Annotated in this window: 20 protein-coding genes; 18 read left to right on the forward strand and 2 right to left on the reverse strand. The window is 70.3% G+C overall.

The window, feature by feature from the left end; genetic code table 11:
* Positions 1 to 2 precede the first annotated feature (2 nt).
* The 5 genes from SCNRRL3882_RS33595 to SCNRRL3882_RS33615 all read left to right on the forward strand — a co-directional run bounded on the left by SCNRRL3882_RS33595 (position 3) and on the right by SCNRRL3882_RS33615 (position 6,221).
* On the forward strand, positions 3 to 374 hold the full coding sequence (locus SCNRRL3882_RS33595; RefSeq protein WP_010046465.1) for a hypothetical protein: 372 nt from the start codon (positions 3 to 5) through the stop codon (positions 372 to 374).
* Complete coding sequence (gene alaS, locus SCNRRL3882_RS33600; protein ID WP_010046463.1) at positions 374 to 3,046, forward strand: alanine--tRNA ligase; 2,673 nt, start codon at positions 374 to 376, stop codon at positions 3,044 to 3,046. The genes SCNRRL3882_RS33595 and alaS overlap by 1 nt, the downstream gene beginning before the upstream one ends.
* Positions 3,047 to 3,063: 17 nt before the next feature.
* Positions 3,064 to 3,528, forward strand: a complete 465-nt coding sequence (gene ruvX, locus SCNRRL3882_RS33605; RefSeq protein ID WP_010046461.1) for a Holliday junction resolvase RuvX — start codon at positions 3,064 to 3,066, stop codon at positions 3,526 to 3,528.
* Between the two features lie 121 nt (positions 3,529 to 3,649).
* Positions 3,650 to 5,395: an endolytic transglycosylase MltG gene (gene mltG / locus SCNRRL3882_RS33610; RefSeq protein WP_029181630.1), complete on the forward strand. Its 1,746-nt coding sequence runs from the start codon at positions 3,650 to 3,652 to the stop codon at positions 5,393 to 5,395.
* Positions 5,396 to 5,405: 10 nt separating this feature from the next.
* On the forward strand, positions 5,406 to 6,221 hold the full coding sequence (locus SCNRRL3882_RS33615) for a shikimate dehydrogenase (protein WP_010046455.1): 816 nt from the start codon (positions 5,406 to 5,408) through the stop codon (positions 6,219 to 6,221).
* Between the two features lie 4 nt (positions 6,222 to 6,225).
* On the opposite strand, the gene SCNRRL3882_RS33620 is transcribed toward SCNRRL3882_RS33615, so the two are convergent.
* Positions 6,226 to 6,669 carry a hypothetical protein gene (locus SCNRRL3882_RS33620; protein WP_010046453.1) on the reverse strand — a complete coding sequence of 148 codons (444 nt, stop codon included), beginning with the start codon at positions 6,667 to 6,669 and terminating at the stop codon, positions 6,226 to 6,228.
* Positions 6,670 to 6,999: 330 nt separating this feature from the next.
* Here SCNRRL3882_RS33620 and aroC point away from each other — a divergent pair, with 330 nt between their 5' ends.
* From aroC to nusB, 7 genes are all read left to right on the forward strand, one after another.
* Positions 7,000 to 8,184 (forward strand): chorismate synthase, encoded by a 1,185-nt coding sequence (gene aroC / locus SCNRRL3882_RS33625; protein WP_010046452.1) that lies wholly within the window; start codon positions 7,000 to 7,002, stop codon positions 8,182 to 8,184.
* Complete coding sequence (locus SCNRRL3882_RS33630) at positions 8,181 to 8,693, forward strand: shikimate kinase (RefSeq protein WP_010046451.1); 513 nt, start codon at positions 8,181 to 8,183, stop codon at positions 8,691 to 8,693. Before aroC ends, SCNRRL3882_RS33630 begins: the two co-directional genes overlap by 4 nt.
* Positions 8,690 to 9,781 (forward strand): 3-dehydroquinate synthase, encoded by a 1,092-nt coding sequence (gene aroB, locus SCNRRL3882_RS33635; protein ID WP_010046448.1) that lies wholly within the window; start codon positions 8,690 to 8,692, stop codon positions 9,779 to 9,781. The genes SCNRRL3882_RS33630 and aroB overlap by 4 nt, the downstream gene beginning before the upstream one ends.
* 164 nt (positions 9,782 to 9,945) lie before the next feature.
* Entirely contained in the window at positions 9,946 to 10,809 is an 864-nt protein-coding gene (locus tag SCNRRL3882_RS33640) for a Pro-rich N-terminal domain-containing protein (protein WP_078602954.1), read from the forward strand.
* Between the two features lie 270 nt (positions 10,810 to 11,079).
* A complete protein-coding gene (locus tag SCNRRL3882_RS33645; RefSeq protein WP_102514897.1) occupies positions 11,080 to 12,189 on the forward strand; it encodes an aminopeptidase P family protein in 1,110 nt (369 codons plus the stop codon).
* 49 nt (positions 12,190 to 12,238) lie between these two features.
* The gene (efp, locus tag SCNRRL3882_RS33650) at positions 12,239 to 12,805 is read left to right on the forward strand and encodes an elongation factor P (protein ID WP_010046444.1); all 567 of its coding nucleotides are present in this window, start codon (positions 12,239 to 12,241) and stop codon (positions 12,803 to 12,805) included.
* 2 nt (positions 12,806 to 12,807) lie between these two features.
* Complete coding sequence (nusB, locus tag SCNRRL3882_RS33655; protein WP_010046441.1) at positions 12,808 to 13,242, forward strand: transcription antitermination factor NusB; 435 nt, start codon at positions 12,808 to 12,810, stop codon at positions 13,240 to 13,242.
* A gap of 177 nt (positions 13,243 to 13,419) precedes the next feature.
* Here nusB and bldD read toward each other — a convergent pair whose 3' ends face one another.
* Positions 13,420 to 13,923 (reverse strand): transcriptional regulator BldD, encoded by a 504-nt coding sequence (bldD, locus tag SCNRRL3882_RS33660; RefSeq protein WP_010046440.1) that lies wholly within the window; start codon positions 13,921 to 13,923, stop codon positions 13,420 to 13,422.
* Positions 13,924 to 14,189: 266 nt separating this feature from the next.
* Here bldD and pyrR point away from each other — a divergent pair, with 266 nt between their 5' ends.
* The 6 genes from pyrR (at position 14,190) to carB (ending at position 22,125) form a co-directional block, all read left to right on the forward strand.
* Positions 14,190 to 14,756 carry a bifunctional pyr operon transcriptional regulator/uracil phosphoribosyltransferase PyrR gene (gene pyrR, locus SCNRRL3882_RS33665; protein ID WP_010046437.1) on the forward strand — a complete coding sequence of 189 codons (567 nt, stop codon included), beginning with the start codon at positions 14,190 to 14,192 and terminating at the stop codon, positions 14,754 to 14,756.
* 93 nt (positions 14,757 to 14,849) lie between these two features.
* Positions 14,850 to 15,827 (forward strand): aspartate carbamoyltransferase catalytic subunit, encoded by a 978-nt coding sequence (locus tag SCNRRL3882_RS33670; protein WP_010046436.1) that lies wholly within the window; start codon positions 14,850 to 14,852, stop codon positions 15,825 to 15,827.
* A 5-nt stretch (positions 15,828 to 15,832) separates the two neighbouring features.
* The gene (locus SCNRRL3882_RS33675) at positions 15,833 to 17,119 is read left to right on the forward strand and encodes a dihydroorotase (RefSeq protein ID WP_010046435.1); all 1,287 of its coding nucleotides are present in this window, start codon (positions 15,833 to 15,835) and stop codon (positions 17,117 to 17,119) included.
* Positions 17,116 to 17,685 carry a hypothetical protein gene (locus tag SCNRRL3882_RS33680; protein WP_029181629.1) on the forward strand — a complete coding sequence of 190 codons (570 nt, stop codon included), beginning with the start codon at positions 17,116 to 17,118 and terminating at the stop codon, positions 17,683 to 17,685. Before SCNRRL3882_RS33675 ends, SCNRRL3882_RS33680 begins: the two co-directional genes overlap by 4 nt.
* Positions 17,682 to 18,824 carry a glutamine-hydrolyzing carbamoyl-phosphate synthase small subunit gene (gene carA, locus SCNRRL3882_RS33685; protein ID WP_010046428.1) on the forward strand — a complete coding sequence of 381 codons (1,143 nt, stop codon included), beginning with the start codon at positions 17,682 to 17,684 and terminating at the stop codon, positions 18,822 to 18,824. Before SCNRRL3882_RS33680 ends, carA begins: the two co-directional genes overlap by 4 nt.
* Positions 18,817 to 22,125 carry a carbamoyl-phosphate synthase large subunit gene (gene carB / locus SCNRRL3882_RS33690; RefSeq protein ID WP_010046427.1) on the forward strand — a complete coding sequence of 1,103 codons (3,309 nt, stop codon included), beginning with the start codon at positions 18,817 to 18,819 and terminating at the stop codon, positions 22,123 to 22,125. Before carA ends, carB begins: the two co-directional genes overlap by 8 nt.
* The last annotated feature ends 56 nt before the right edge of the window (positions 22,126 to 22,181 follow it).

The following is a 22,181-nucleotide window of genomic DNA, read 5'->3' on the forward strand; positions in this document are numbered from 1 at the left end:
CGATGTTCCGCCGTACGTTCTGGTTCACCACCGGCGTCGCCGCCGGAGTGTGGGCCACCACCAAGGTCAACCGGAAGCTGAAGCAGCTGACGCCGGAGAGCCTCGCCAGAGCCGCGGGGAACAAGGCGATCGAGGCCGGCCACCGGCTCAAGGACCGCGCGGTCGACTTCGCGCTCGACGTCCGCGACAACATGGCCCAGCGGGAGGCCGAACTGGGCGACGCGCTCGGGCTCAACGCCCCCGTCGACCCCGAACTCCCGGCACCCAGGCGGTACGCCGCCATCGAGAACCGCACAGAGCCGAAGACGTACGTCATCGACAGCACGTCGTACGCGTACAAGAAGAATTCGTACAACCGGAATGAGGACCACTGATGGAGTCGGCTGAGATTCGCCGCCGCTGGTTGAGCTTCTTCGAGGAGCGCGGTCACACCGTCGTCCCTTCGGCGTCGCTCATCGCGGACGACCCGACTCTGCTCCTCGTCCCGGCCGGCATGGTGCCCTTCAAGCCCTACTTCCTGGGTGAGGTCAAGCCGCCCTTCGCCCGCGCCACCAGCGTGCAGAAGTGCGTGCGCACGCCGGACATCGAAGAGGTCGGCAAGACCACCCGGCACGGCACGTTCTTCCAGATGTGCGGCAACTTCTCCTTCGGCGACTACTTCAAGGAAGGCGCCATCAAGCTCGCCTGGGAGCTGCTCACCAGCCCCCAGGACAAGGGCGGTTACGGCCTCGACCCCGAGCGCCTGTGGATCACCGTTTACAAGGACGACGACGAGGCCGAGCGCATCTGGCACGAGGTCGTCGGCGTGCCGAAGGAGCGCATCCAGCGCCTCGGCATGAAGGACAACTACTGGTCCATGGGCGTCCCCGGCCCCTGCGGCCCCTGCTCCGAGATCAACTACGACCGCGGCCCCGAGTTCGGCGCCGAGGGCGGCCCCGCCGTCAACGACGAGCGGTACGTGGAGATCTGGAACCTCGTCTTCATGCAGTACGAGCGGGGCGAGGGCACCGGCAAGGACAACTTCGAGATCCTCGGCGACCTGCCCAGCAAGAACATCGACACCGGCCTCGGCCTCGAGCGACTCGCCATGATTCTGCAGGGCGTTCAGAACATGTACGAGATCGACACCTCGATGGCCGTCATCGACAAGGCCACCGAGCTGACCGGCGTCCGCTACGGCGACGCCCACGCCTCGGACGTGTCCCTGCGCGTGGTCACCGACCACATGCGCACCGCCACCATGCTCATCGGTGACGGCGTCACCCCGGGCAACGAGGGCCGCGGTTACGTGCTGCGCCGCATCATGCGCCGCGCCATCCGCAACATGCGCCTGCTCGGCGCCACCGGCCCGGTCGTCAAGGACCTGATCGACGTCGTCATCGGGATGATGGGCCAGCAGTACCCCGAGCTCATCACCGACCGCGAGCGCATCGAGAAGGTCGCCCTCGCCGAGGAGAACGCCTTCCTCAAGACGCTGAAGGCCGGCACCAACATCCTCGACACCGCCGTCAGCGACACCAAGGCCGCCGGCTCCACCGTGCTGCCCGGCGACAAGGCCTTCCTGCTCCACGACACCTGGGGCTTCCCGATCGACCTCACCCTGGAGATGGCCGCCGAGCAGGGCCTGTCCGTGGACGAGGAGGGCTTCCGCCGCCTGATGAAGGAGCAGCGGGAGCGCGCCAAGGCCGACGCCCAGGCCAAGAAGACCGGCCACGCCGACCTCGGCGCCTACCGCGAGATCGCCGACCGGGCCGGCGCCACCGACTTCATCGGCTACACCGACACCGAGGGCGAGTCCACGGTCGTCGGCATCCTCGTCGACGGCGTCTCCTCGCCGGCCGCCACCGAGGGCGACGAGGTCGAGATCGTCCTCGACCGCACCCCGTTCTACGCCGAGGGCGGCGGCCAGATCGGCGACACCGGCAAGATCAAGGCCGACTCCGGTGCCGTCATCGAGGTCCGCGACTGCCAGAAGCCGGTCCCGGGTGTCTACGTCCACAAGGGCGTCGTCCAGGTCGGTGAGGTCACCGTCGGCGCCAAGGCCCACGCCTCCATCGACGACCGCCGCCGCAAGGCCATCGCCCGTGCCCACTCGGCCACGCACCTGACCCACCAGGCCCTGCGGGACGCCCTCGGCCCGACGGCCGCCCAGGCCGGTTCCGAGAACCAGCCCGGCCGCTTCCGCTTCGACTTCGGCTCCCCGTCCGCCGTGCCGACGGCCGTGATGACCGACGTCGAGCAGAAGATCAACGAGGTGCTCGCCCGCGACCTCGACGTCCGTGCCGACGTCATGGGCATCGACGAGGCCAAGAAGCAGGGCGCCATCGCCGAGTTCGGCGAGAAGTACGGCGAGCGCGTGCGCGTCGTGACCATCGGCGACTTCTCCAAGGAACTGTGCGGTGGCACGCACGTGCACAACACCGCCCAGCTGGGCCTGGTGAAGCTGCTCGGCGAGTCGTCGATCGGCTCCGGTGTCCGCCGGATCGAGGCCCTGGTCGGCGTGGACGCCTACAACTTCCTCGCCCGTGAGCACACGGTCGTCGCCCAGCTCCAGGAGCTGATCAAGGGCCGCCCGGAGGAGCTCCCGGAGAAGGTCTCCGCCATGCTCGGCAAGCTGAAGGACGCCGAGAAGGAGATCGAGAAGTTCCGCGCCGAGAAGGTCCTCCAGGCCGCCGCCGGCCTCGCCGAGTCCGCCAAGGACGTCCGTGGCGTTGCTGTCGTGACCGGTCAGGTCCCGGACGGCACGACCGCCGACGACCTGCGCAAGCTCGTGCTCGACGTGCGCGGACGCATCCAGGGCGGACGGGCCGCCGTGGTCGCCCTGTTCACGGTGGCGAACGGCAAGCCGCTGACGGTCATCGCCACCAACGAGGCCGCCCGCGAGCGCGGTCTGAAGGCCGGCGACCTGGTCCGTACGGCCGCCAAGACCCTCGGCGGCGGCGGTGGCGGCAAGCCGGACGTCGCCCAGGGCGGCGGCCAGAACCCGGCCGCGATCGGCGATGCCGTGGACGCCGTCGAGCGCCTGGTCGCCGAGACGGCCAAGTAAGAAACGGGTCCGGAAAGATGCGCAGAGGACGTCGACTCGCTATCGACGTCGGGGACGCCCGTATCGGGGTCGCCTCGTGCGACCCCGACGGGATCCTCGCCACCCCGGTGGAGACGGTCCCGGGGCGTGACATCCCCGCAGCTCAGCGGCGGTTGAAGCAGCTCGTCGAGGAGTACGAGCCCATCGAGGTCGTGGTGGGTCTCCCGCGCTCCCTCAAGGGCGGCGAGGGCCCGGCCGCGGTCAAGGTCCGGGGCTTCGCACAGGAACTGGCGCGCATGATCTCCCCGGTTCCGGTGAGACTCGTGGACGAACGCATGACGACGGTGACGGCCAGTCAGGGACTGCGCGCTTCGGGCGTGAAGTCCAAGAAGGGAAGGTCCGTCATCGACCAGGCGGCGGCGGTGATCATCCTGCAACAGGCCCTTGAATCCGAACGGGTGTCAGGTAAAGCACCCGGAGAAGGCGTCGAAGCGGTCATCTGATCGCGATACGGTAACGTTCCGCGCGATGCGGCGGCATTCGAACAGCCGCCGCACAGCAAGAGGCGGGACGGGAGCCGAGCCGGAAGCCGCGTGACCGCCGCCTCGCGGCTCTAGGGGATCGATGACTGAGTATGGCCGGGGCCAAGGCTCCGAACCGTGGCATCCGGAGGACCCGTTGTACGGGGACGGCGGATGGGGAGGAGAGCAGGTCCACCCGGGCCGGCAGTCTCCCTACGGCGGCCAGCCGCAGCACTATCCAGAGCAGCCGCAGCAGCCGCAGTACGGCGACTGGGGCACCGGCGAACAGGCCGGATACGGTCAGGCGCAGCAGCAGTACCAGTACGACCAGCAGCAGTACGCGGCACAGGCCCACGGGCATCAGCAGTACCCGGGGCAGGGGAACCAGGGACACCAGCAGGACCCCCAGTACCAACAGGACCCGCAGTACCAGCAGGACCCCGGGTACCAGCAGCAGTACGACAACGGTGGCTGGGCCACCGGCCGGCACCAGCAGGTCTCGTACCCCGGCGACCCCGCCGACCCGTACGGTCAGCAAACCGGTGCGTACGGCCAGGACCAGTCCGACTACTACGGCACGCCCGACGCGTATCCGCCACCGGAGCCGCCGGGCCGGCGGCGGGCCGAGCCGGAACCGGAGACCGACTGGGATCCCGGCCCCGACCAGGGTGAGCACGCCTTCTTCGCGGGCGGTGACGACGATGACGACGCCGACGAGCCGGGCGACCGCCGTCGGCGCGACGACCAGCGGGGACGCGGCGGCAAGCCCAAGAAGCGCCGCAGCGGAACGGCCTGCCTGCTGGTCGTCCTGGTCCTCGGCGGCGGCCTGGCGGGCGTCAGCTACTTCGGCTACCAGTTCTTCCAGGATCGTTTCGGCGACGCGCCTGACTACGCGGGGGACGGCAACGGGCAGGAGGTGTCCGTCGAGATCCCGCAGGGCGCGGACGGTTACACGATCGGCCGGGTGCTGAAGTCCGCGGGCGTCGTGAAGAGCGTCGACGCCTTCGTCTCGGCGCAGGCCGCCAACCCCGACGGCAGGAGCATCCAGGACGGCGTCTACACGCTGCAAAAGCAAATGTCGGCCGGCAGTGCGGTCGAACTGATGCTCAGCCCGGAGAGCCGCGACAACCTGATCATCGCCGAGGGCAAGCGCAACGCCGACATCTACCGGCTCATCGACAAGCGGCTGGAGGTCAAGCCGGGCACCACCGCCGAGGTCGCCAAGAAGGACTGGAAGAAGCTCGGCCTGCCCGACTGGGCGCTGAACCACAAGGACGTCAAGGACCCGCTGGAAGGGTTCCTCTACCCGTCCAGCTACGGCATCGCCAAGGGACAGAAGCCCGAGGACGTGCTGAGAGGGATGGTGGCCCGGGCCACGCAGACGTACGAGAAGCTCGGCGTGGAGAAGAAGGCCCGGAGCCTCGGACTCGAAGACCCCTGGCAGCTGATCACCGTCGCGAGCCTGGCCCAGGCCGAGGGCACGAGCCACGACGACTTCCGCAAGATGGCCGAGGTCGTCTACAACCGGATGAAGCCGGGGAATCCGCAGACCAACGGCATGCTGGAGTTCGACTCCACCTACAACTACATCAAGAACCAGAGCAAGATCGATCTGAGTCTGAGCGAGCTGCGGAACTACGACAACCCGTACAACACGTACTTCCACAAGGGCCTGCCGCCCGGGCCGATCGACAACCCGGGTGAGGCGGCGCTCAAGGGCGCCCTGAACCCGACGAAGGACGGCTGGTACTACTTCATCTCGCTGGACGGCAAGACCAGCGAGTTCACCAAGACCAACGCAGAGCACCAGAAGCTGGTCGACAAGTTCAACGCCTCGCGGAACAACTGAGGAACACCTGATGGCCGCACATCGCCGAGCCGCCGTTCTCGGCTCCCCGATCGCTCACTCGCTGTCGCCGCGGCTGCACAACGCCGCGTACCGGGCGCTGGGACTGGCCGACTGGTCGTACGACCGGTTCGAGATCGACGAGGACGCGCTGCCCGGATTCCTCGACGGGCTCGGCCCGGAGTGGGCCGGGCTGTCGCTGACCATGCCGCTGAAGCGGGCGGTGATCCCGTTGCTCGACGAGATCACCGACACGGCCGCCTCGGTGGAGGCGGTCAACACCGTGGTCTTCCGGCCGGACGGACGCCGGGTCGGCGACAACACCGACATCCCCGGGCTGGTGGCGGCGCTGCACGAGCGCGGCGTGGAGAAGGCGGAGAGCGCGGCGATCCTGGGCGCCGGAGCCACCGCGTCCTCGGCTCTCGCGGCCCTGGCCCGGATCTGCACGGGCGAGGTCGCCGTGTACGTGCGCAGCGAACGCCGCGCGGCTGAGATGCGGCAGTGGGGTGAGCGGCTCGGAGTCCGGGTCCGGCCCGCCGACTGGGCCGACGCCGCCCGTGCCTTCGAAGCACCCCTGGTCGTCTCGACGACCCCCGCCGGCGGTACGGACGCGCTGGCCGAGCAGGTCCCCGAGCGCGTGGGCACCCTGTTCGACGTGCTCTACGAGCCCTGGCCCACGCCCCTCGCCGCGGCGTGGGAGGAGCGGGGCGGACAGGTGCTGAGCGGCCTCGACCTGCTGGTCCACCAGGCGGTGTTCCAGTTCCGGCAGTTCACCGGCGACTCCCGGTCGCCGCTCGCCGCGATGCGGGAGGCCGCTCAGCGGGACTGACGTGTCAGCCGCACCAGCCCAGCGGGCTCGTGTACTCGTCGGTGTACGGCGACGAGGAGCTCCACCAGCGGGTCGAGCCGGAGTACTGCACGCACTTGCCCGCGGCCTTCACGCGCACGGGGCCGGCGTAGGAGTTGTAGTTGCCCGAATCCTTGATCCAGGTGCCGCCCTCGGCGCGGATGCCCACGCTGACGGGGTTGCCGATCTGCTCGCCGGTGACGACGGTGACCGCGCAGTTGTAGCCGGTGGAGGAGTTGTAGAGCAGGTAGACGATCGCCTGCGGTCCGCCGGTCTCGAGGTAGAGGCCCAGCTTGTGGGAGGACTGGACGTAGTAGCCGGAACCGCAGACGGTGACGGGGTTGCTCGCCGCCTGTGCCGAGCTCGTGAATGCCAGGGAGATGCCCAGCGCGGCACAGAGGGCGACGACTGCTCTCAGAACGTGTCTCATGGTGGTGTGAGTGGTCCTCACGTATCAGATCCGGATTGAGGATCAAGGAACGGGACGCGAGGAACATACGAGGCGGGAGGGCGCTGAGACAGCTGATTTCCGGCCTACGAACGGTGACATCTGACGCTCGATCGGCTTGTGCTCGGCGCACGGTTCCACTAAGTCCGCCGCTCACGGCTGTCCGCCAGCCGGACTCGGATCGGAGTCCTCCGCGTGGCATGGGAGGATCGATGGTGCCGGACGGGGCCGCGCACCCGGTCGGGCCGTAGCCGTACGCGATGAGATGCGTACGCTGGGCAGTAAGCAGGCCGCGAACACTGAGGAGCACCGTTGAGCAGGTTGCGCTGGCTGACCGCGGGGGAATCCCACGGTCCCGCACTCGTCGCGACGCTGGAGGGTCTTCCCGCCGGCGTGCCGATCACCACGGACATGGTGGCGGACCATCTCGCGAGGCGGCGCCTGGGCTATGGGCGCGGTGCCCGGATGAAGTTCGAGCGGGACGAGATCACCTTCCTCGGCGGCGTCCGGCACGGCCTCAGCCTCGGCTCCCCGGTCGCGATCATGGTGGGCAACACCGAGTGGCCGAAGTGGGAACAGGTCATGGCGGCCGACCCGGTCGACCCGGAGATCCTCGACGGCCTCGCCCGCAACGCCCCGCTGACCCGTCCCCGTCCCGGCCACGCCGACCTCGCCGGGATGCAGAAGTACGGCTTCGACGAGGCCCGGCCGATCCTGGAGCGCGCGTCCGCGCGGGAGACCGCGGCCCGCGTGGCCCTCGGGGCGGTGGCCCGGTCGTACCTGAAGGAGACGACCGGCATCGAGATCGTCTCCCACGTGGTGGAGCTCGCGGCCGCGAAGGCGCCGTACGGCGTGTACCCGACGCCCGCTGACGTGGAGAAGCTGGACGCGGACCCGGTCCGCTGCCTGGACGCCGACGCGTCGAAGGCGATGGTCGCCGAGATCGACCAGGCCCACAAGGACGGCGACACCCTCGGCGGTGTGGTCGAGGTGCTGGCGTACGAGGTGCCGGTCGGCCTCGGTTCGCATGTGCACTGGGACCGCCGCCTGGACGCCCGCCTGGCCGCCGCACTCATGGGCATCCAGGCGATCAAGGGAGTCGAGGTCGGCGACGGCTTCGACCTGGCTCGCGTCCCCGGCTCCAAGGCGCACGACGAGATCGTCGCGACCGAGGAGGGCATCAAGCGGACCTCCGGCCGCTCCGGCGGCACCGAGGGCGGGCTGTCCACCGGTGAGCTGCTGCGCGTGCGGGCGGCGATGAAGCCGATCGCGACCGTGCCGCGGGCGCTGAAGACGGTGGACGTCGTCACCGGCGAGGCCACGGCCGCCCACCACCAGCGTTCCGACGTGTGCGCGGTGCCGGCCGCCGGCATCGTCGCCGAGGCGATGGTCGCCCTCGTCCTCGCGGACGCGGTCGCGGAGAAGTTCGGCGGCGACAGCGTCGCCGAGACCCGCCGCAACGTCCGGTCCTACCTCGACAACCTGGCCATCCGATGAGCCCGCTGATCGTGCTGGTCGGCCCGATGGGCGTGGGCAAGTCCACCGTCGGGCAGCTGCTGGCCGAGCGGCTCGGGGCCGGCTACCGGGACACCGACGACGACATCGTCGCCGCGCAGGGCCGGACGATCGCCGAGATCTTCGTCGAGGAGGGCGAGCCCGCCTTCCGCGCGATCGAGAAGCAGGCCGTGCGCGAGGCGCTGGCCGGGCACGACGGGGTGCTGGCACTGGGCGGCGGCGCCGTCCTCGACCCGGACACCCGCGCGATGCTCGCCGGGCAGCGCGTGGTGTACCTGTCGATGGACGTCGAAGAGGCGGTCAAGCGCACGGGCCTCAACGCGGCCCGGCCGCTGCTCGCCATCAACCCGCGCAAGCAGTGGCGCGAGCTGATGGAGGCCCGCCGGCACCTCTACGAGGAGGTCGCCACGGCCGTGGTCGCCACCGACGGCCGCACCCCCGAAGAGGTCACCCGAGCCGCCCTGGACGCACTGGAGTTGAAGGAAGCATGAGCGAGGCAGTGACGCGGATCCAGGTCGGCGGCACGGCGGGCACCGATCCCTACGAGGTCCTCGTGGGCCGTCAACTCCTCGGCGAGCTGCCCGGGTTGATCGGCGGCAAGGCCAAGCGGGTCGCGATCGTCCACCCCGAGGCACTGGCCGAGACCGGTGACGCCCTGCGCGCCGACCTGGCCGGGCAGGGCTTCGAGGCGGTCGCCATCCAGGTGCCCAACGCCGAGGAGGCCAAGACCGCCGAGGTCGCCGCCTACTGCTGGAAGGCGCTGGGCCAGTCCGGGTTCACCCGCACCGACGTCATCGTCGGCGTCGGCGGCGGCGCGACCACGGACCTGGCCGGGTTCGTGGCCGCCACCTGGCTGCGCGGGGTGCGCTGGATCGCGATCCCGACGACGGTCCTGGCCATGGTGGACGCGGCCGTCGGCGGCAAGACCGGCATCAACACCGCCGAGGGCAAGAACCTGGTCGGTGCCTTCCATCCGCCCGCCGGTGTGCTCTGCGACCTGGCCGCGCTGGACTCGCTCCCGGTCAACGACTACGTGTCCGGACTCGCGGAGGTCATCAAGGCCGGATTCATCGCCGACCCGGTGATCCTGGACCTCATCGAGTCCGACCCCGAGGGCGCCCGCACCCCGGCCGGTCCGCACACCGCCGAGCTCATCGAGCGCTCCATCCGGGTGAAGGCCGACGTGGTGTCGTCCGACCTGAAGGAGTCGGGCCTGCGCGAGATCCTCAACTACGGCCACACGCTCGGCCACGCCATCGAGAAGAACGAGCGCTACAAGTGGCGGCACGGCGCGGCGGTCGCGGTGGGCATGCACTTCGCCGCCGAACTGGGCCGTCTCGCCGGGCGGCTGGACGACGCCACGGCCGACCGCCACCGGACCGTCCTCGAATCCGTCGGGCTGCCGCTGCACTACCGGCACGACCAGTGGCCCAAGCTGCTGGAGACCATGAAGGTCGACAAGAAGTCCCGCGGCGATCTGCTGCGCTTCATCGTCCTCGACGGTCTGGCCAAGCCCACCGTGCTGGAGGGGCCCGACCCGGCCGTGCTGCTCGCCGCGTACGGAGAAGTGGGCCAGTAAGTCCCTCGGCGCTCCTTCCGCCCGAAATCGCCTTACGGGGGTGGGCACTTCGGGCTGCCCCCGGCCGTTCACACAACGATGGCCGGGGGCGGTACCGTTCGGTAGCAGCGGGTTCCGCCCCCGCTGTCAGCGCCCATCGCCTGTACGAGACGGAGTGGCACCGGATGCAGCACGCAGTGGGTTCTCCGCTGCCGCCGCCCCACCAGCCGGGGCACGGACCGGCCGTCGGCTGGTCGCCGGCCGCACACCACCCGGGTCCGCACCACCCGGGCGCGCACCAGGGCTCCGCGCCCGTGCCCCCGCCGCCCCCGGCCCCCGGGTATCCCGCGCCCCCGCCCGGGCCGGGCGCGCCACCGCCGCCGGCCTCCGTCCCTCCGGCGCCGGACACCACCGGCCATGTGCCGCTGCCGCCCGGCGGTCCGGTCGCCATGCCCAGCGCGCCACCCGCGACGGCGGCCCCCGATCCGGCCGGTACGACGCTCGCCGTGCTGCTCATCGGACCCGCGGGGGCCGGGAAGACAAGCGTCGCCAAGTACTGGGCGGACCATCGCCGGGTGCCCACGGCGCACATCAGCCTCGACGACGTACGCGAGTGGGTCCGCTCGGGCTTCGCCGACCCGCAGTCCGGGTGGAACGACAACTCGGAGGCGCAGTACCGCCTCGCCCGCCGCACCTGCGGTTTCGCCGCGCGGAACTTCCTCGCCAACGGCATCTCCTGCATCCTCGACGACGCGGTCTTCCCCGACCGGCCCGTCGTCGGCCTCGGCGGCTGGAAGCGGCACGTCGGGCCGGGCCTGCTGCCGGTCGTCCTGCTGCCCGGGCTGGACATCGTCCTGGAACGCAACGCGGAGCGCACGGGCAATCGGCGGCTGACGGACGAGGAGGTCGCCCGTATCCATGGGCGGATGGCCGGGTGGTACGGGTCCGGCCTGCCGATCATCGACAACTCGCAGTTGGATGTCCCGGAGACGGCGCGGGTGCTGGACGATGTGCTGGCCAGGTCCATTGCCAGCCCGCCGAAGTGGTAGTCGGCGTGGGGGCGGTGCGGTAACCCGGCGTTTCCGTGTCCGGGACGTTGGTGCCGAGGCCGGGTGGGTCCGCAGCCCGGCGGAACGGGGTGCCGCCGCGCCCACCCTCCCCGGGGCCCCCGTCGCGCCGTTCCGAGGACGGACACCCCCCCCCGGCGCGGCCCCGGCCCACCACGGGCGGGCACGCGCACCGTCGCGGACCCGTCGCGCACAACCCCCACTCGGCCCTCCCGACCGGCGACATCCCCCCGGCGCTCGTAGGCTCGGGTCATGTCAGAGGTGTACGCGGCCCGCCGGACGCGTCTGAGGGAATACTGCAACGCGGGCGGCAGCGCGGCGGCGCTGGTCTCCCGCCCCGCCAACGTGCGCTATCTCGCGGGCGCGGCCCCGCACGGCGCCGTTCTACTGCTGAGCAAGACCGAGGACCTCCTGGTGTGTGCCGGCCCGACGGCCGACCGCCCCACGCAGGAGCGCCCCGACGAGGCCCTGCGCGTAAAGACCCTGCCCGGAGTCGGCGGCGGTGACCCGGCCGTCGCGGCCGCCGGCCTCGCCGCGGGCCAGGGTGCCGACTCCCTCGCCGTGGAGGAGCACCACCTCACCGTGGCCCGGCACCGCGCCCTCGGCTCGGTCGCCCCCCGGCTCCGCCTCGCCAACCTCGGCGGTGCCGTAGAGCAGCTCAGGGTCGTCAAGGACGAGGAGGAGATCTCCTGCCTGCGCATCGGCGCCGAGATCGCCGACCAGGCCCTCGGCGAACTGCTGGAGTCCATCCTCGTCGGGCGGACCGAGCGCCATCTCGCCCTGGAACTCGAAAGACGCCTTGTGGACCACGGGGCCGACGGCCCGGCCTTCCCCACCTCCGTCGCCACGGGGCCCAACGCCGGACGGCCCGGGCACCGGCCCACCGACCGGCGCGTCGAGGAGGGTGACTTCCTCTCGGTCTGCCTGGGCGCGACGTACCGCGGCTACCGCTGCGAGATCGGCCGTACCTTCGTCATCGGCACCGCCCCCGCGGACTGGCAGATCGAGCTGTACGACCTGGTCTTCGCAGCGCAGCGCGCCGGACGTGAGAGCCTGGTACCCGGCGCCGCCTGCCGGGACGTCGACCGTGCCGCCCGCCAGGTCCTGGACTCCGCGGGGTACACAGAGGGCCTCACGGCTCTCACCGGACACGGGGTCGGGCTCGAAATCGACGAGGACCCTCAATTGAGTCCCGCGGCCATGGGTAAACTGGACGCTTGCGTGCCGGTCACCGTCGAGCCTGGGGTCCACCTCCCGGGCCGGGGCGGGGTCCGGATCGATGACACGCTCGTCGTCCGCCCAGAGGCGGATGGCGGACCCGAGCTACTCACCATCACGACCAAGGAGCTGCTCGCCCTGTAGGCAGGTGCGTGCCCCGGGGTCGTACGTCAGTCCAGGAGATTCCGCAACCGTGGCTTCCACGAACGACCTCAAGAACGGCATGGTGCTCAAGCTCGAAGGCGGCCAGCTCTGGTCCGTCGTCGAGTTCCAGCACGTCAAGCCCGGCAAGGGCCCGGCCTTCGTGCGCACCAAGCTCAAGAACGTGCTCTCCGGCAAGGTCGTCGACAAGACCTTCAACGCCGGCGTCAAGGTCGAAACGGCCACCGTCGACAAGCGCGACATGCAGTTCTCCTACATGGACGGCGAGTACTTCGTCTTCATGGACATGGAGACCTACGACCAGCTCATGGTCGACCGGAAGGCCGTCGGCGACGCCGCCAACTTCCTCGTCGAGGGCTTCACGGCCACGGTCGCCCAGCACGAGGGCGAGGTGCTCTTCGTCGAGCTGCCGGCCGCCGTCGAGCTGACCGTCCAGGAGACCGAGCCGGGCGTCCAGGGCGACCGCTCCACCGGCGGCACCAAGCCCGCCACGCTGGAGACCGGCCACCAGATCCAGGTCCCGCTCTTCATCACCACCGGTGAGAAGATCAAGGTCGACACCCGCACCAGCGACTACCTCGGCCGGGTGAACAGCTAACCGTGGCTGCCCGCAACACGGCCCGCAAGCGCGCCTTCCAGATCCTCTTCGAGGGCGACCAGCGCGGCGCCGAGGTCCTGACGGTCCTCGCCGACTGGGTCCGGCTCTCCCGGGCCGACACCCGGCAGCCGCCGGTGAGCGAGTACACGATGGAGCTGGTCGAAGGCTACGCGCAGCACGCGAAGCGCATCGACGAGCTGATCGCCCAGTACTCGGTCGGCTGGACGCTCGACCGGATGCCGGTCGTCGACCGCAACATCCTGCGGCTCGGCGCCTACGAGCTGATCTGGGTCGACGCGACCCCGGACGCCGTCGTCCTCGACGAGATGGTGCAGCTGGCGAAGGAGTTCTCCACGGACGAGTCGCCCTCGTTCGTGAACGGCCTGCTCGGACGGCTGAAGGACCTCAAGCCCTCGCTCCGCCGCGACGAGGTCTGAGAGAGACAGAACGCCGGAGGGCCCGCGGCAGCGTGACTGCCGCGGGCCCTCCGGCGTTCCCGTACCGTCGGGGGCTGCCGGGCTCTCAGAACGCCGCCGGGGTGGCCGAAACCCGTACGGTTTCGGCCACCCCGGCGGCACGTTTCTGCTGTTCCCTCGGCGACCTACCGGGAGCGGTCAGCCCTCCTCGTGGGTCGCCACCGCGCGCCGCGCGTCCGCGTCCAGGACGCCCCAGCTGATCAGCTGCTCGGTGAGGACGGAGGGCGACTGGTCGTAGATGACGGCGAGTGTGCGCAGGTCGTCCTGGCGGATCGAGAGCACCTTGCCGTTGTAGTCACCGCGCTGCGACTGGATCGTGGCCGCGTAGCGCTGAAGAGGGCCCGCCTTCTCGGCCGGCACCGTGGCCAGCCGCTCCAGGTCCAGGACCAGCTTCGGCGGCGGCTCGGCGGCGCCGCCCGGGGTCGTGCCCGGGAGCAGCTCCTGCACCGGAACGCCGTAGAAGTCCGCCAGCTCGGCAAGGCGCTGCACGGTCACGGCACGGTCACCGCGCTCGTACGAACCGACCACGACCGCCTTCCAGCGTCCCTGGGACTTCTCCTCGACACCGTGGAGGGAAAGGCCCTGCTGGGTGCGGATCGCCCGGAGCTTGGCCCCGAGCTGTTTGGCGTATTCGCTGGACATATAGCTCCCCGGCACTGTGTCGACGCGTCTGGCGTGGGTGCCAGGCCGCGCGGCTGGTAACTCACTGTGAGGTTACGCAGCGTTACTCTGCCGCGTCAAGCCGAATGGTCCGCACCGACTCTTCCGTGGTATCGGCACTCTGTTAGGTCGAGTGGGTGATCCGAGGGGGCCGTCCGGGTGACAGCGAGGGCCTGCTACGGTGGATGGCGCAATCCCGACGTCCTTTAAGGTCCGTCCCGTGAGGCGGAGAAGGAGGTCCGTTTCGTATGGACAAGCACGGCACACAGTCCGATGCCCGGCCCGTTCTCGAAGGGCCTGACATCGCGCGGGTACTGACCCGCATCGCCCACGAGATCGTCGAACGCGCCAAAGGCGCCGACGACGTGGTGCTCCTCGGCATTCCGACCAGGGGCGTCTTCCTCGCCCGGCGGATCGCCGACAAGCTCGAGCAGATCACCGAGCGCAAGGTTCCGTGCGGCTCGCTCGACATCACCATGTACCGCGACGACCTGCGCATGCACCCGCCGCGTGCGCTGGCCCGCACCGAGATCCCCGGTGACGGCATCGACGGCAGGCTGGTCGTCCTCGTCGACGACGTCCTCTTCTCCGGCCGCACCATCCGCGCCGCCCTCGACGCCATGAACGACATCGGGCGTCCGCGCGCGGTGCAGCTCGCGGTCCTCGTCGACCGCGGTCACCGCGAACTGCCCATCCGCGCCGACTACGTCGGCAAGAACCTCCCCACGTCGTTGCGGGAGACGGTCAAGGTCCAGCTCGCCGAGGAGGACGGTCGCGACACCGTGCTGCTCGGTGCCAAGCCGACCGCCCAGTAGCGCTCCAGGCGTACGCCGCTGTCGTACGCCTGTGCCCTCGCGTGCCCGTCTGCCCCATTTCTCCAGTTTGAACTGCCTTACGGAGCCTGACAGATGCAGCGTCATCTCATCTCGGCCGCCGACCTCACCCGCGACGACGCCGTCCTGATCCTCGACACCGCCGAGGAGATGGCCCGGGTCGCCGACCGGCCGATCAAGAAGCTGCCGACCCTGCGCGGCCGCACGATCGTCAACCTCTTCTTCGAGGACTCCACCCGGACCCGGATCTCCTTCGAGGCGGCCGAGAAGCGTCTCTCCGCGGACGTCATCAACTTCTCCGCCAAGGGCTCCAGCGTCTCCAAGGGCGAGTCCCTGAAGGACACCGCCCAGACGCTGGAAGCCATGGGCGTCGACGCCGTCGTCATCCGGCACGGCGCCTCGGGAGCCCCGTACCGGCTGGCGAACTCCGGCTGGATCGACGCGGTCGTCGTCAACGCCGGCGACGGCACCCACCAGCACCCCACCCAGGCCCTGCTGGACGCCTTCACCATGCGCCGCCGCCTGATCGGCCCGGACGCCGGGATCGGTCAGGACCTCGCCGGCAAGCGCATCACGATCGTCGGCGACGTCCTGCACAGCCGGGTCGCCCGCTCCAACGTCGACCTGCTGCACACCCTCGGCGCCGAGGTCACCCTCGTCGCCCCGCCGACCCTGCTGCCGGTCGGCATCGAGACCTGGCCCTGCGCGGTGTCGTACGACCTCGACAGCACGCTGCCCAAGTCCGACGCGGTGATGATGCTGCGCGTCCAGCGCGAGCGCATGAACGCCGCCTTCTTCCCGACCGAGCGCGAGTACTCCCGGCGCTACGGCCTCGACGGCGACCGCATGGCGCGGATGCCCGAGCACGCCGTCGTGATGCACCCCGGCCCGATGGTCCGCGGGATGGAGATCACCGCCGAGGTCGCCGACTCCGACCGCTGCACCGTCGTCGAGCAGGTCGCGAACGGGGTGTCCATCCGGATGGCCGTCCTGTACCTGCTGCTCGGTGGAAACGAACCCGCCGTCACCCACCCCCGCACCGAGGAGAAGTAAGACAGATGAGCAAGATCCTGATCCGTGGTGCCGAGGTGCTCGGCGGCGAGCCGCAGGACGTGCTGATCGACGGCGGAACCATTGCGGAGGTCGGCAACGGCCTGTCCGCCGAAGGTGCCGAGGTCGTCGAGGCCGAGGGCAAGGTGCTGCTGCCGGGCCTGGTCGACCTGCACACGCATCTGCGCGAGCCCGGCCGCGAGGACTCCGAGACCGTCCTGACCGGTACGCGCGCCGCGGCCTCCGGCGGCTACACCACCGTGTTCGCCATGGCCAACACCTTCCCGGTGGCCGACACCGCCGGTGTCGTCGAGCAGGTCTGGCGGCTCGGCAAGGAGCACGGCTACTGCGACGTCCAGCCGATCGGTGCCGTCACCGTGGGGCTGGAGGGCCGCAAGCTCGCCGAGCTGGGCGCCATGCACGAGTCGGCCGCCGGGGTCACCGTCTTCTCCGACGACGGCAAGTGCGTCCACGACGCCGTGATCATGCGCCGCGCCCTGGAGTACGTGAAGGCCTTCGGCGGTGTCGTCGCGCAGCACGCGCAGGAGCCGCGGCTGACCGAGGGCGCCGAGATGAACGAGGGCGTCGTCTCCGCCGAGCTGGGCCTCGGGGGCTGGCCCGCGGTGGCCGAAGAATCGATCATCGCCCGGGATGTCCTGCTCGCCGAGCACGTCGGCTCCCGCGTCCACATCTGCCACCTGTCGACCGCCGGGTCCGTCGAGATCGTCCGCTGGGCCAAGTCCCGCGGTATCGCCGTGACCGCCGAGGTCACCCCGCACCACCTGCTCCTCACCGACGAGCTGGTCCGCACGTACAACCCCGTCTACAAGGTCAACCCGCCGCTGCGCACCGAGCGCGACGTGCTGGCCCTGCGCGAGGCGCTCGCCGACGGCACGATCGACATCGTCGCCACCGACCACGCCCCGCACCCGCACGAGGACAAGGACTGCGAGTGGGCCGCGGCCGCCATGGGCATGGTCGGCCTGGAGACCGCGTTGTCGGTGGTGCAGGAGACCATGGTCGACACGGGCCTGCTGGACTGGGCCGGCGTCGCCGACCGGATGTCCTTCAAGCCCGCGCAGATCGGACAGGCCAAGGGGCACGGCCGTCCCGTCTCGGCAGGTGAGCCCGCCAACCTCACCCTCGTCGACACGGCATACCGTGGCCCTGTGGACCCCGCGGGCTTCGCCTCGCGCAGCCGCAACACCCCCTACGAGGGGCGTGAGCTGCCGGGCCGTGTGACGCACACGTGGCTGCGGGGCAAGGCCACGCTCGTCGACGGGAAGCTCACGTGACACCTGTACTTCTGCTGGCCGCCGAGAAGGAATCGGCGCAAGTGACCGACTGGGCCGCCCGCATCGGCTGGGTCGTCGGCCTCGCCCTGTTCGTCGCGCTGGTCTACTGGCTGATGCGCGAGGGCTGGAAGTGGCGCGGCACGCTCCAGGGCGACCTGCCCGAGCTGCCCACGACCCCGGACGAGACGGGCCCGCCGCGCCTGACCATGAGCGGCCGCTACCACGGCTCCACCACCGCCGGACAGTGGCTCGACCGCATCGTCGCCCACGGCCTGGGCACCCGCAGCCGCGCCGAGCTGACCCTCACGGACGCCGGACTGGACGTCGTACGCCCCGGGGCGAGCGACTTCTTCGTCCCGGCCGCACAGCTCCGCGAGGCCCGGCTCGACAAGGGCATCGCTGGCAAGGTGCTCACCGAGGGCGGCCTGCTCGTCGTCACCTGGGAGCACGGCGACCGGCTGATCGACTCCGGCTTCCGCTCCGACCACGCGGCCGAGCACAACGAATGGGTCGAAGCCATCAACTCCATGATCGAAACGAACAGCAGGGAAGGCGCCGAACGATGACCACCTCCACCAGGGGAGCTGCAAAAACTCCCGCCGTACTCGTCCTGGAGGACGGCCGGGTCTTCCGCGGCCGTGCCTACGGGGCCGTGGGGGAGACCTTCGGCGAAGCGGTGTTCTCCACCGGCATGACCGGCTACCAGGAGACCCTCACCGACCCCTCGTACCACCGCCAGGTCGTGGTGATGACCGCCCCGCACGTCGGCAACACCGGCGTCAACGACGAGGACCCGGAGTCGAAGCGCATCTGGGTCTCGGGGTACGTCGTGCGCGACCCCGCGCGCGTGCCGTCCAACTGGCGCTCGAGGCGCTCGCTGGACGAGGAGCTGGCGGCGCAGGGCGTCGTCGGCATCTCCGGCATCGACACCCGCGCCCTCACGCGCCACCTGCGCGAGCGCGGCGCCATGCGCGTCGGCATCTTCAGCGGTGACACGATCCAGGACGACGCCGCGCTGCTGGCCCGCGTCCAGGACGCCCCCCAGATGAAGGGTGCGAACCTCTCCGCCGAGGTCGCCACCACCGAGCCGTACGTCGTGCCCGCGATCGGCGAGAAGAAGTTCACCGTCGCCGCCGTCGACCTCGGCATCAAGGGCATGACCCCGCACCGCATGGCCGAGCGCGGCATCGAGGTGCACGTGCTCCCGGCGACCGCGACCGTCGAGGACGTCTACGCGGTCAACCCGGACGGCGTGTTCTTCTCCAACGGCCCCGGCGACCCCGCCACCGCCGACCACCCCGTCTCCCTCATGCGGGGCGTCCTGGAGCGCGGCACGCCGCTGTTCGGCATCTGCTTCGGCAACCAGATCCTGGGCCGCGCGCTCGGCTTCGGCACCTACAAGCTGAAGTACGGCCACCGCGGCATCAACCAGCCGGTGCAGGACCGGACGACCGGCAAGGTCGAGGTCACCGCGCACAACCACGGCTTCGCCGTCGACGCCCCGCTCGACCAGGTCTCCGAGACCCCGTTCGGCCGCGCCGAGGTGTCCCACGTCTGCCTCAACGACAACGTGGTGGAGGGGCTCCAGCTCCTCGACCGCCCCGCCTTCAGCGTCCAGTACCACCCCGAAGCGGCAGCCGGCCCGCACGACGCCGCCTACCTGTTCGACCGCTTCGTTTCCCTGATGGAGGGCCAGCGTGCCTAAGCGCACCGATATCCAGTCCGTCCTGGTCATCGGCTCCGGCCCGATCGTCATCGGCCAGGCCGCCGAGTTCGACTACTCCGGCACCCAGGCGTGCCGCGTCCTGAAGGCCGAGGGCCTCAGGGTCGTCCTGGTCAACTCCAACCCGGCGACGATCATGACCGACCCCGAGATCGCCGACGCCACCTACGTCGAGCCCATCACCCCCGAGTTCGTCGAGAAGATCATCGCCAAGGAGCGTCCCGACGCGCTGCTGCCCACCCTGGGCGGCCAGACGGCCCTCAACACCGCGATCTCGCTGCACGAGGCGGGGACGCTCGACAAGTACGGCGTCGAGCTGATCGGCGCCAACGTCGAGGCGATCCACAAGGGCGAGGACCGCGACCAGTTCAAGGAGGTCGTGGAGGAGGTCCGTAAGAAGATCGGCCACGGTGAGTCCGCCCGGTCCTACATCTGCCACTCCATGGACGACGTCCTCAGGGGCGTCGAGGAGCTCGGCGGCTACCCGGTCGTGGTCCGCCCGTCCTTCACCATGGGCGGTGCCGGCTCCGGCTTCGCCCACGACGAGGAGGAGCTGCGCCGCATCGCCGGTCAGGGCCTCACGCTCTCGCCGACCACCGAGGTGCTCCTGGAGGAGTCCATCCTCGGCTGGAAGGAGTACGAGCTGGAGCTGATGCGCGACAAGCACGACAACGTCGTGGTCGTCTGCTCCATCGAGAACTTCGACCCCATGGGCGTGCACACCGGCGACTCGATCACCGTCGCCCCGGCGATGACGCTCACCGACCGTGAGTACCAGACCCTGCGGGACATCGGCATCGCCGTCATCCGCGAGGTCGGCGTCGACACCGGCGGCTGCAACATCCAGTTCGCGGTGAACCCCGAGGACGGCCGGGTCATCGTCATCGAGATGAACCCGCGCGTGTCGCGCTCCTCGGCCCTCGCCTCCAAGGCGACCGGCTTCCCGATCGCCAAGATCGCCGCCAAACTCGCCGTCGGCTACACGCTGGACGAGATCCCGAACGACATCACACAGGAGACCCCCGCCTCCTTCGAGCCGACGCTCGACTACGTGGTCGTGAAGGCTCCGCGCTTCGCCTTCGAGAAGTTCCCGAGTGCGGACGCCACGCTCACCACCACCATGAAGTCGGTCGGCGAGGCCATGGCCATCGGCCGCAACTTCACCGAGGCCTTCCAGAAGGCCCTGCGCTCGCTGGAGAAGAAGGGCAGCCAGTTCACCTTCGTCGGCGAGCCCGGCGACAAGCAGGAGCTGCTGGAGGCGTCCGTTCGCCCGACCGACGGCCGTATCAACACCGTCATGCAGGCCATCCGTGCCGGTGCCACGCCCGAGGAGGTCTTCGAGTACACGAAGATCGACCCCTGGTTCGTCGACCAGCTCTTCCTGCTCAAGGAGATCGCGGACGAACTGGCCGAGGCGCCCGAGCTGACCACCGACCTGCTCGCCGAGGCCAAGCGGCACGGCTTCTCCGACCAGCAGATCGGTGAGATCCGCGGCCTGCGCGAGGACGTCGTCCGCGAGGTCCGGCACGCGCTGGGCGTCCGCCCGGTCTACAAGACGGTCGACACCTGCGCCGCCGAGTTCGCCGCGAAGACGCCGTACTTCTACTCCTCCTACGACGAGGAGACGGAGGTCGCCTCCCGCGAGAAGCCGGCCGTCATCATCCTGGGCTCCGGCCCGAACCGCATCGGCCAGGGCATCGAGTTCGACTACTCCTGCGTCCACGCCTCCTTCGCGCTGAGCGACGCGGGCTACGAGACCGTGATGGTCAACTGCAACCCGGAGACCGTCTCCACGGACTACGACACCTCCGACCGCCTGTACTTCGAGCCGCTGACGCTCGAAGACGTGCTGGAGATCGTGCACGCGGAGCAGCAGGCCGGCCCGGTGGCGGGTGTCGTCGTCCAGCTCGGCGGCCAGACCCCGCTGGGCCTGTCGCAGGCGCTGAAGGACAACGGCGTGCCGATCGTCGGCACGTCCCCGGAAGCCATCCACGCGGCCGAGGACCGGGGCGCCTTCGGCCGGGTCCTCAAGGAGGCCGGCCTCCCGGCCCCCAAGCACGGCACCGCCACCACCTTCGCCGAGGCCAAGGCCATCGCCGACGAGATCGGCTACCCGGTCCTGGTGCGCCCGTCGTACGTCCTCGGCGGGCGCGGCATGGAGATCGTCTACGACGAGACGCGCCTGGAGGCGTACATCGCCGAGTCGACGGAGATCAGCCCGTCCCGGCCGGTCCTGGTCGACCGGTTCCTCGACGACGCGATCGAGATCGACGTCGACGCACTCTACGACGGCGAGGAGCTGTACCTCGGCGGCGTCATGGAGCACATCGAGGAGGCCGGCATCCACTCCGGCGACTCGGCGTGCGCCCTGCCCCCGATCACGCTCGGCGGCTTCGACATCAAGCGCCTGCGGGCCTCCACGGAGGGCATCGCGAAGGGCGTCGGGGTGCGCGGCCTGATCAACATCCAGTTCGCGCTGGCGGGCGACATCCTCTACGTGCTGGAGGCCAACCCGCGCGCCTCGCGGACCGTCCCCTTCACCTCGAAGGCGACCGCGGTGCCGCTGGCCAAGGCCGCCGCCCGGATCTCGCTGGGCGCCACGATCGCCGAGCTGCGCGCCGAGGGCCTGCTGCCGGCCAGTGGCGACGGCGGCGAGCTCCCACTGGACGCGCCGATCTCCGTCAAGGAGGCCGTCATGCCGTGGTCGCGCTTCCGCGACATCCACGGCCGCGGCGTCGACACGGTCCTCGGCCCGGAGATGCGCTCCACCGGCGAGGTCATGGGCATCGACTCCGTCTTCGGCACGGCGTACGCCAAGTCGCAGGCGGGCGCCTACGGCCCGCTGCCCACCAAGGGCCGCGCCTTCATCTCGGTCGCCAACCGCGACAAGCGCTCGATGATCTTCCCGGCCCGTGAGCTCGTCGCGCACGGCTTCGAGCTGCTCGCCACCTCCGGCACGGCCGAGGTCCTCAAGCGCAACGGCATCAACGCCACCGTCGTGCGCAAGCAGTCCGAGGGCACCGGCCCGAACGGCGAGAAGACCATCGTCCAGCTCATCCACGACGGCGAGGTCGACCTCATCGTCAACACCCCGTACGGCACCGGTGGCCGCCTCGACGGCTACGACATCCGTACCGCGGCCGTGGCACGCTCCGTGCCCTGCCTGACGACGGTCCAGGCGCTCGCGGCGGCGGTCCAGGGCATCGACGCCCTCAACCGCGGCGACGTGGGCGTCCGATCGCTCCAGGAACACGCGGAACACCTGACCGCGGCCCGCGACTAGCAGCCGAAGAGGGGGACACCGGAAACGGTGTCCCCCTCTTCGTGAGGACGCCATGT

The sequence above is a fragment of the Streptomyces chartreusis NRRL 3882 genome, from assembly GCF_900236475.1.
GTDB lineage: Bacteria > Actinomycetota > Actinomycetes > Streptomycetales > Streptomycetaceae > Streptomyces > Streptomyces chartreusis_D.

Excerpts from the sequence above, each read along its gene's own strand:
- SCNRRL3882_RS33595 (WP_010046465.1), top strand. The coding sequence starts at position 3 with ATGTTCCGCCGTACGTTCTGGTTCACCACCGGCGTCGCCGCCGGAGTG.
- alaS (WP_010046463.1), top strand. The coding sequence starts at position 374 with ATGGAGTCGGCTGAGATTCGCCGCCGCTGGTTGAGCTTCTTCGAGGAG.
- ruvX (WP_010046461.1), top strand. The coding sequence starts at position 3,064 with ATGCGCAGAGGACGTCGACTCGCTATCGACGTCGGGGACGCCCGTATC.
- mltG (WP_029181630.1), top strand. The coding sequence starts at position 3,650 with ATGACTGAGTATGGCCGGGGCCAAGGCTCCGAACCGTGGCATCCGGAG.
- SCNRRL3882_RS33615 (WP_010046455.1), top strand. The coding sequence starts at position 5,406 with ATGGCCGCACATCGCCGAGCCGCCGTTCTCGGCTCCCCGATCGCTCAC.
- SCNRRL3882_RS33620 (WP_010046453.1), bottom strand. The coding sequence starts at position 6,669 with ATGAGACACGTTCTGAGAGCAGTCGTCGCCCTCTGTGCCGCGCTGGGC.
- SCNRRL3882_RS33630 (WP_010046451.1), top strand. The coding sequence starts at position 8,181 with ATGAGCCCGCTGATCGTGCTGGTCGGCCCGATGGGCGTGGGCAAGTCC.
- aroB (WP_010046448.1), top strand. The coding sequence starts at position 8,690 with ATGAGCGAGGCAGTGACGCGGATCCAGGTCGGCGGCACGGCGGGCACC.
- SCNRRL3882_RS33640 (WP_078602954.1), top strand. The coding sequence starts at position 9,946 with ATGCAGCACGCAGTGGGTTCTCCGCTGCCGCCGCCCCACCAGCCGGGG.
- SCNRRL3882_RS33645 (WP_102514897.1), top strand. The coding sequence starts at position 11,080 with ATGTCAGAGGTGTACGCGGCCCGCCGGACGCGTCTGAGGGAATACTGC.
- bldD (WP_010046440.1), bottom strand. The coding sequence starts at position 13,923 with ATGTCCAGCGAATACGCCAAACAGCTCGGGGCCAAGCTCCGGGCGATC.
- pyrR (WP_010046437.1), top strand. The coding sequence starts at position 14,190 with ATGGACAAGCACGGCACACAGTCCGATGCCCGGCCCGTTCTCGAAGGG.
- SCNRRL3882_RS33670 (WP_010046436.1), top strand. The coding sequence starts at position 14,850 with ATGCAGCGTCATCTCATCTCGGCCGCCGACCTCACCCGCGACGACGCC.
- SCNRRL3882_RS33675 (WP_010046435.1), top strand. The coding sequence starts at position 15,833 with ATGAGCAAGATCCTGATCCGTGGTGCCGAGGTGCTCGGCGGCGAGCCG.
- carA (WP_010046428.1), top strand. The coding sequence starts at position 17,682 with ATGACCACCTCCACCAGGGGAGCTGCAAAAACTCCCGCCGTACTCGTC.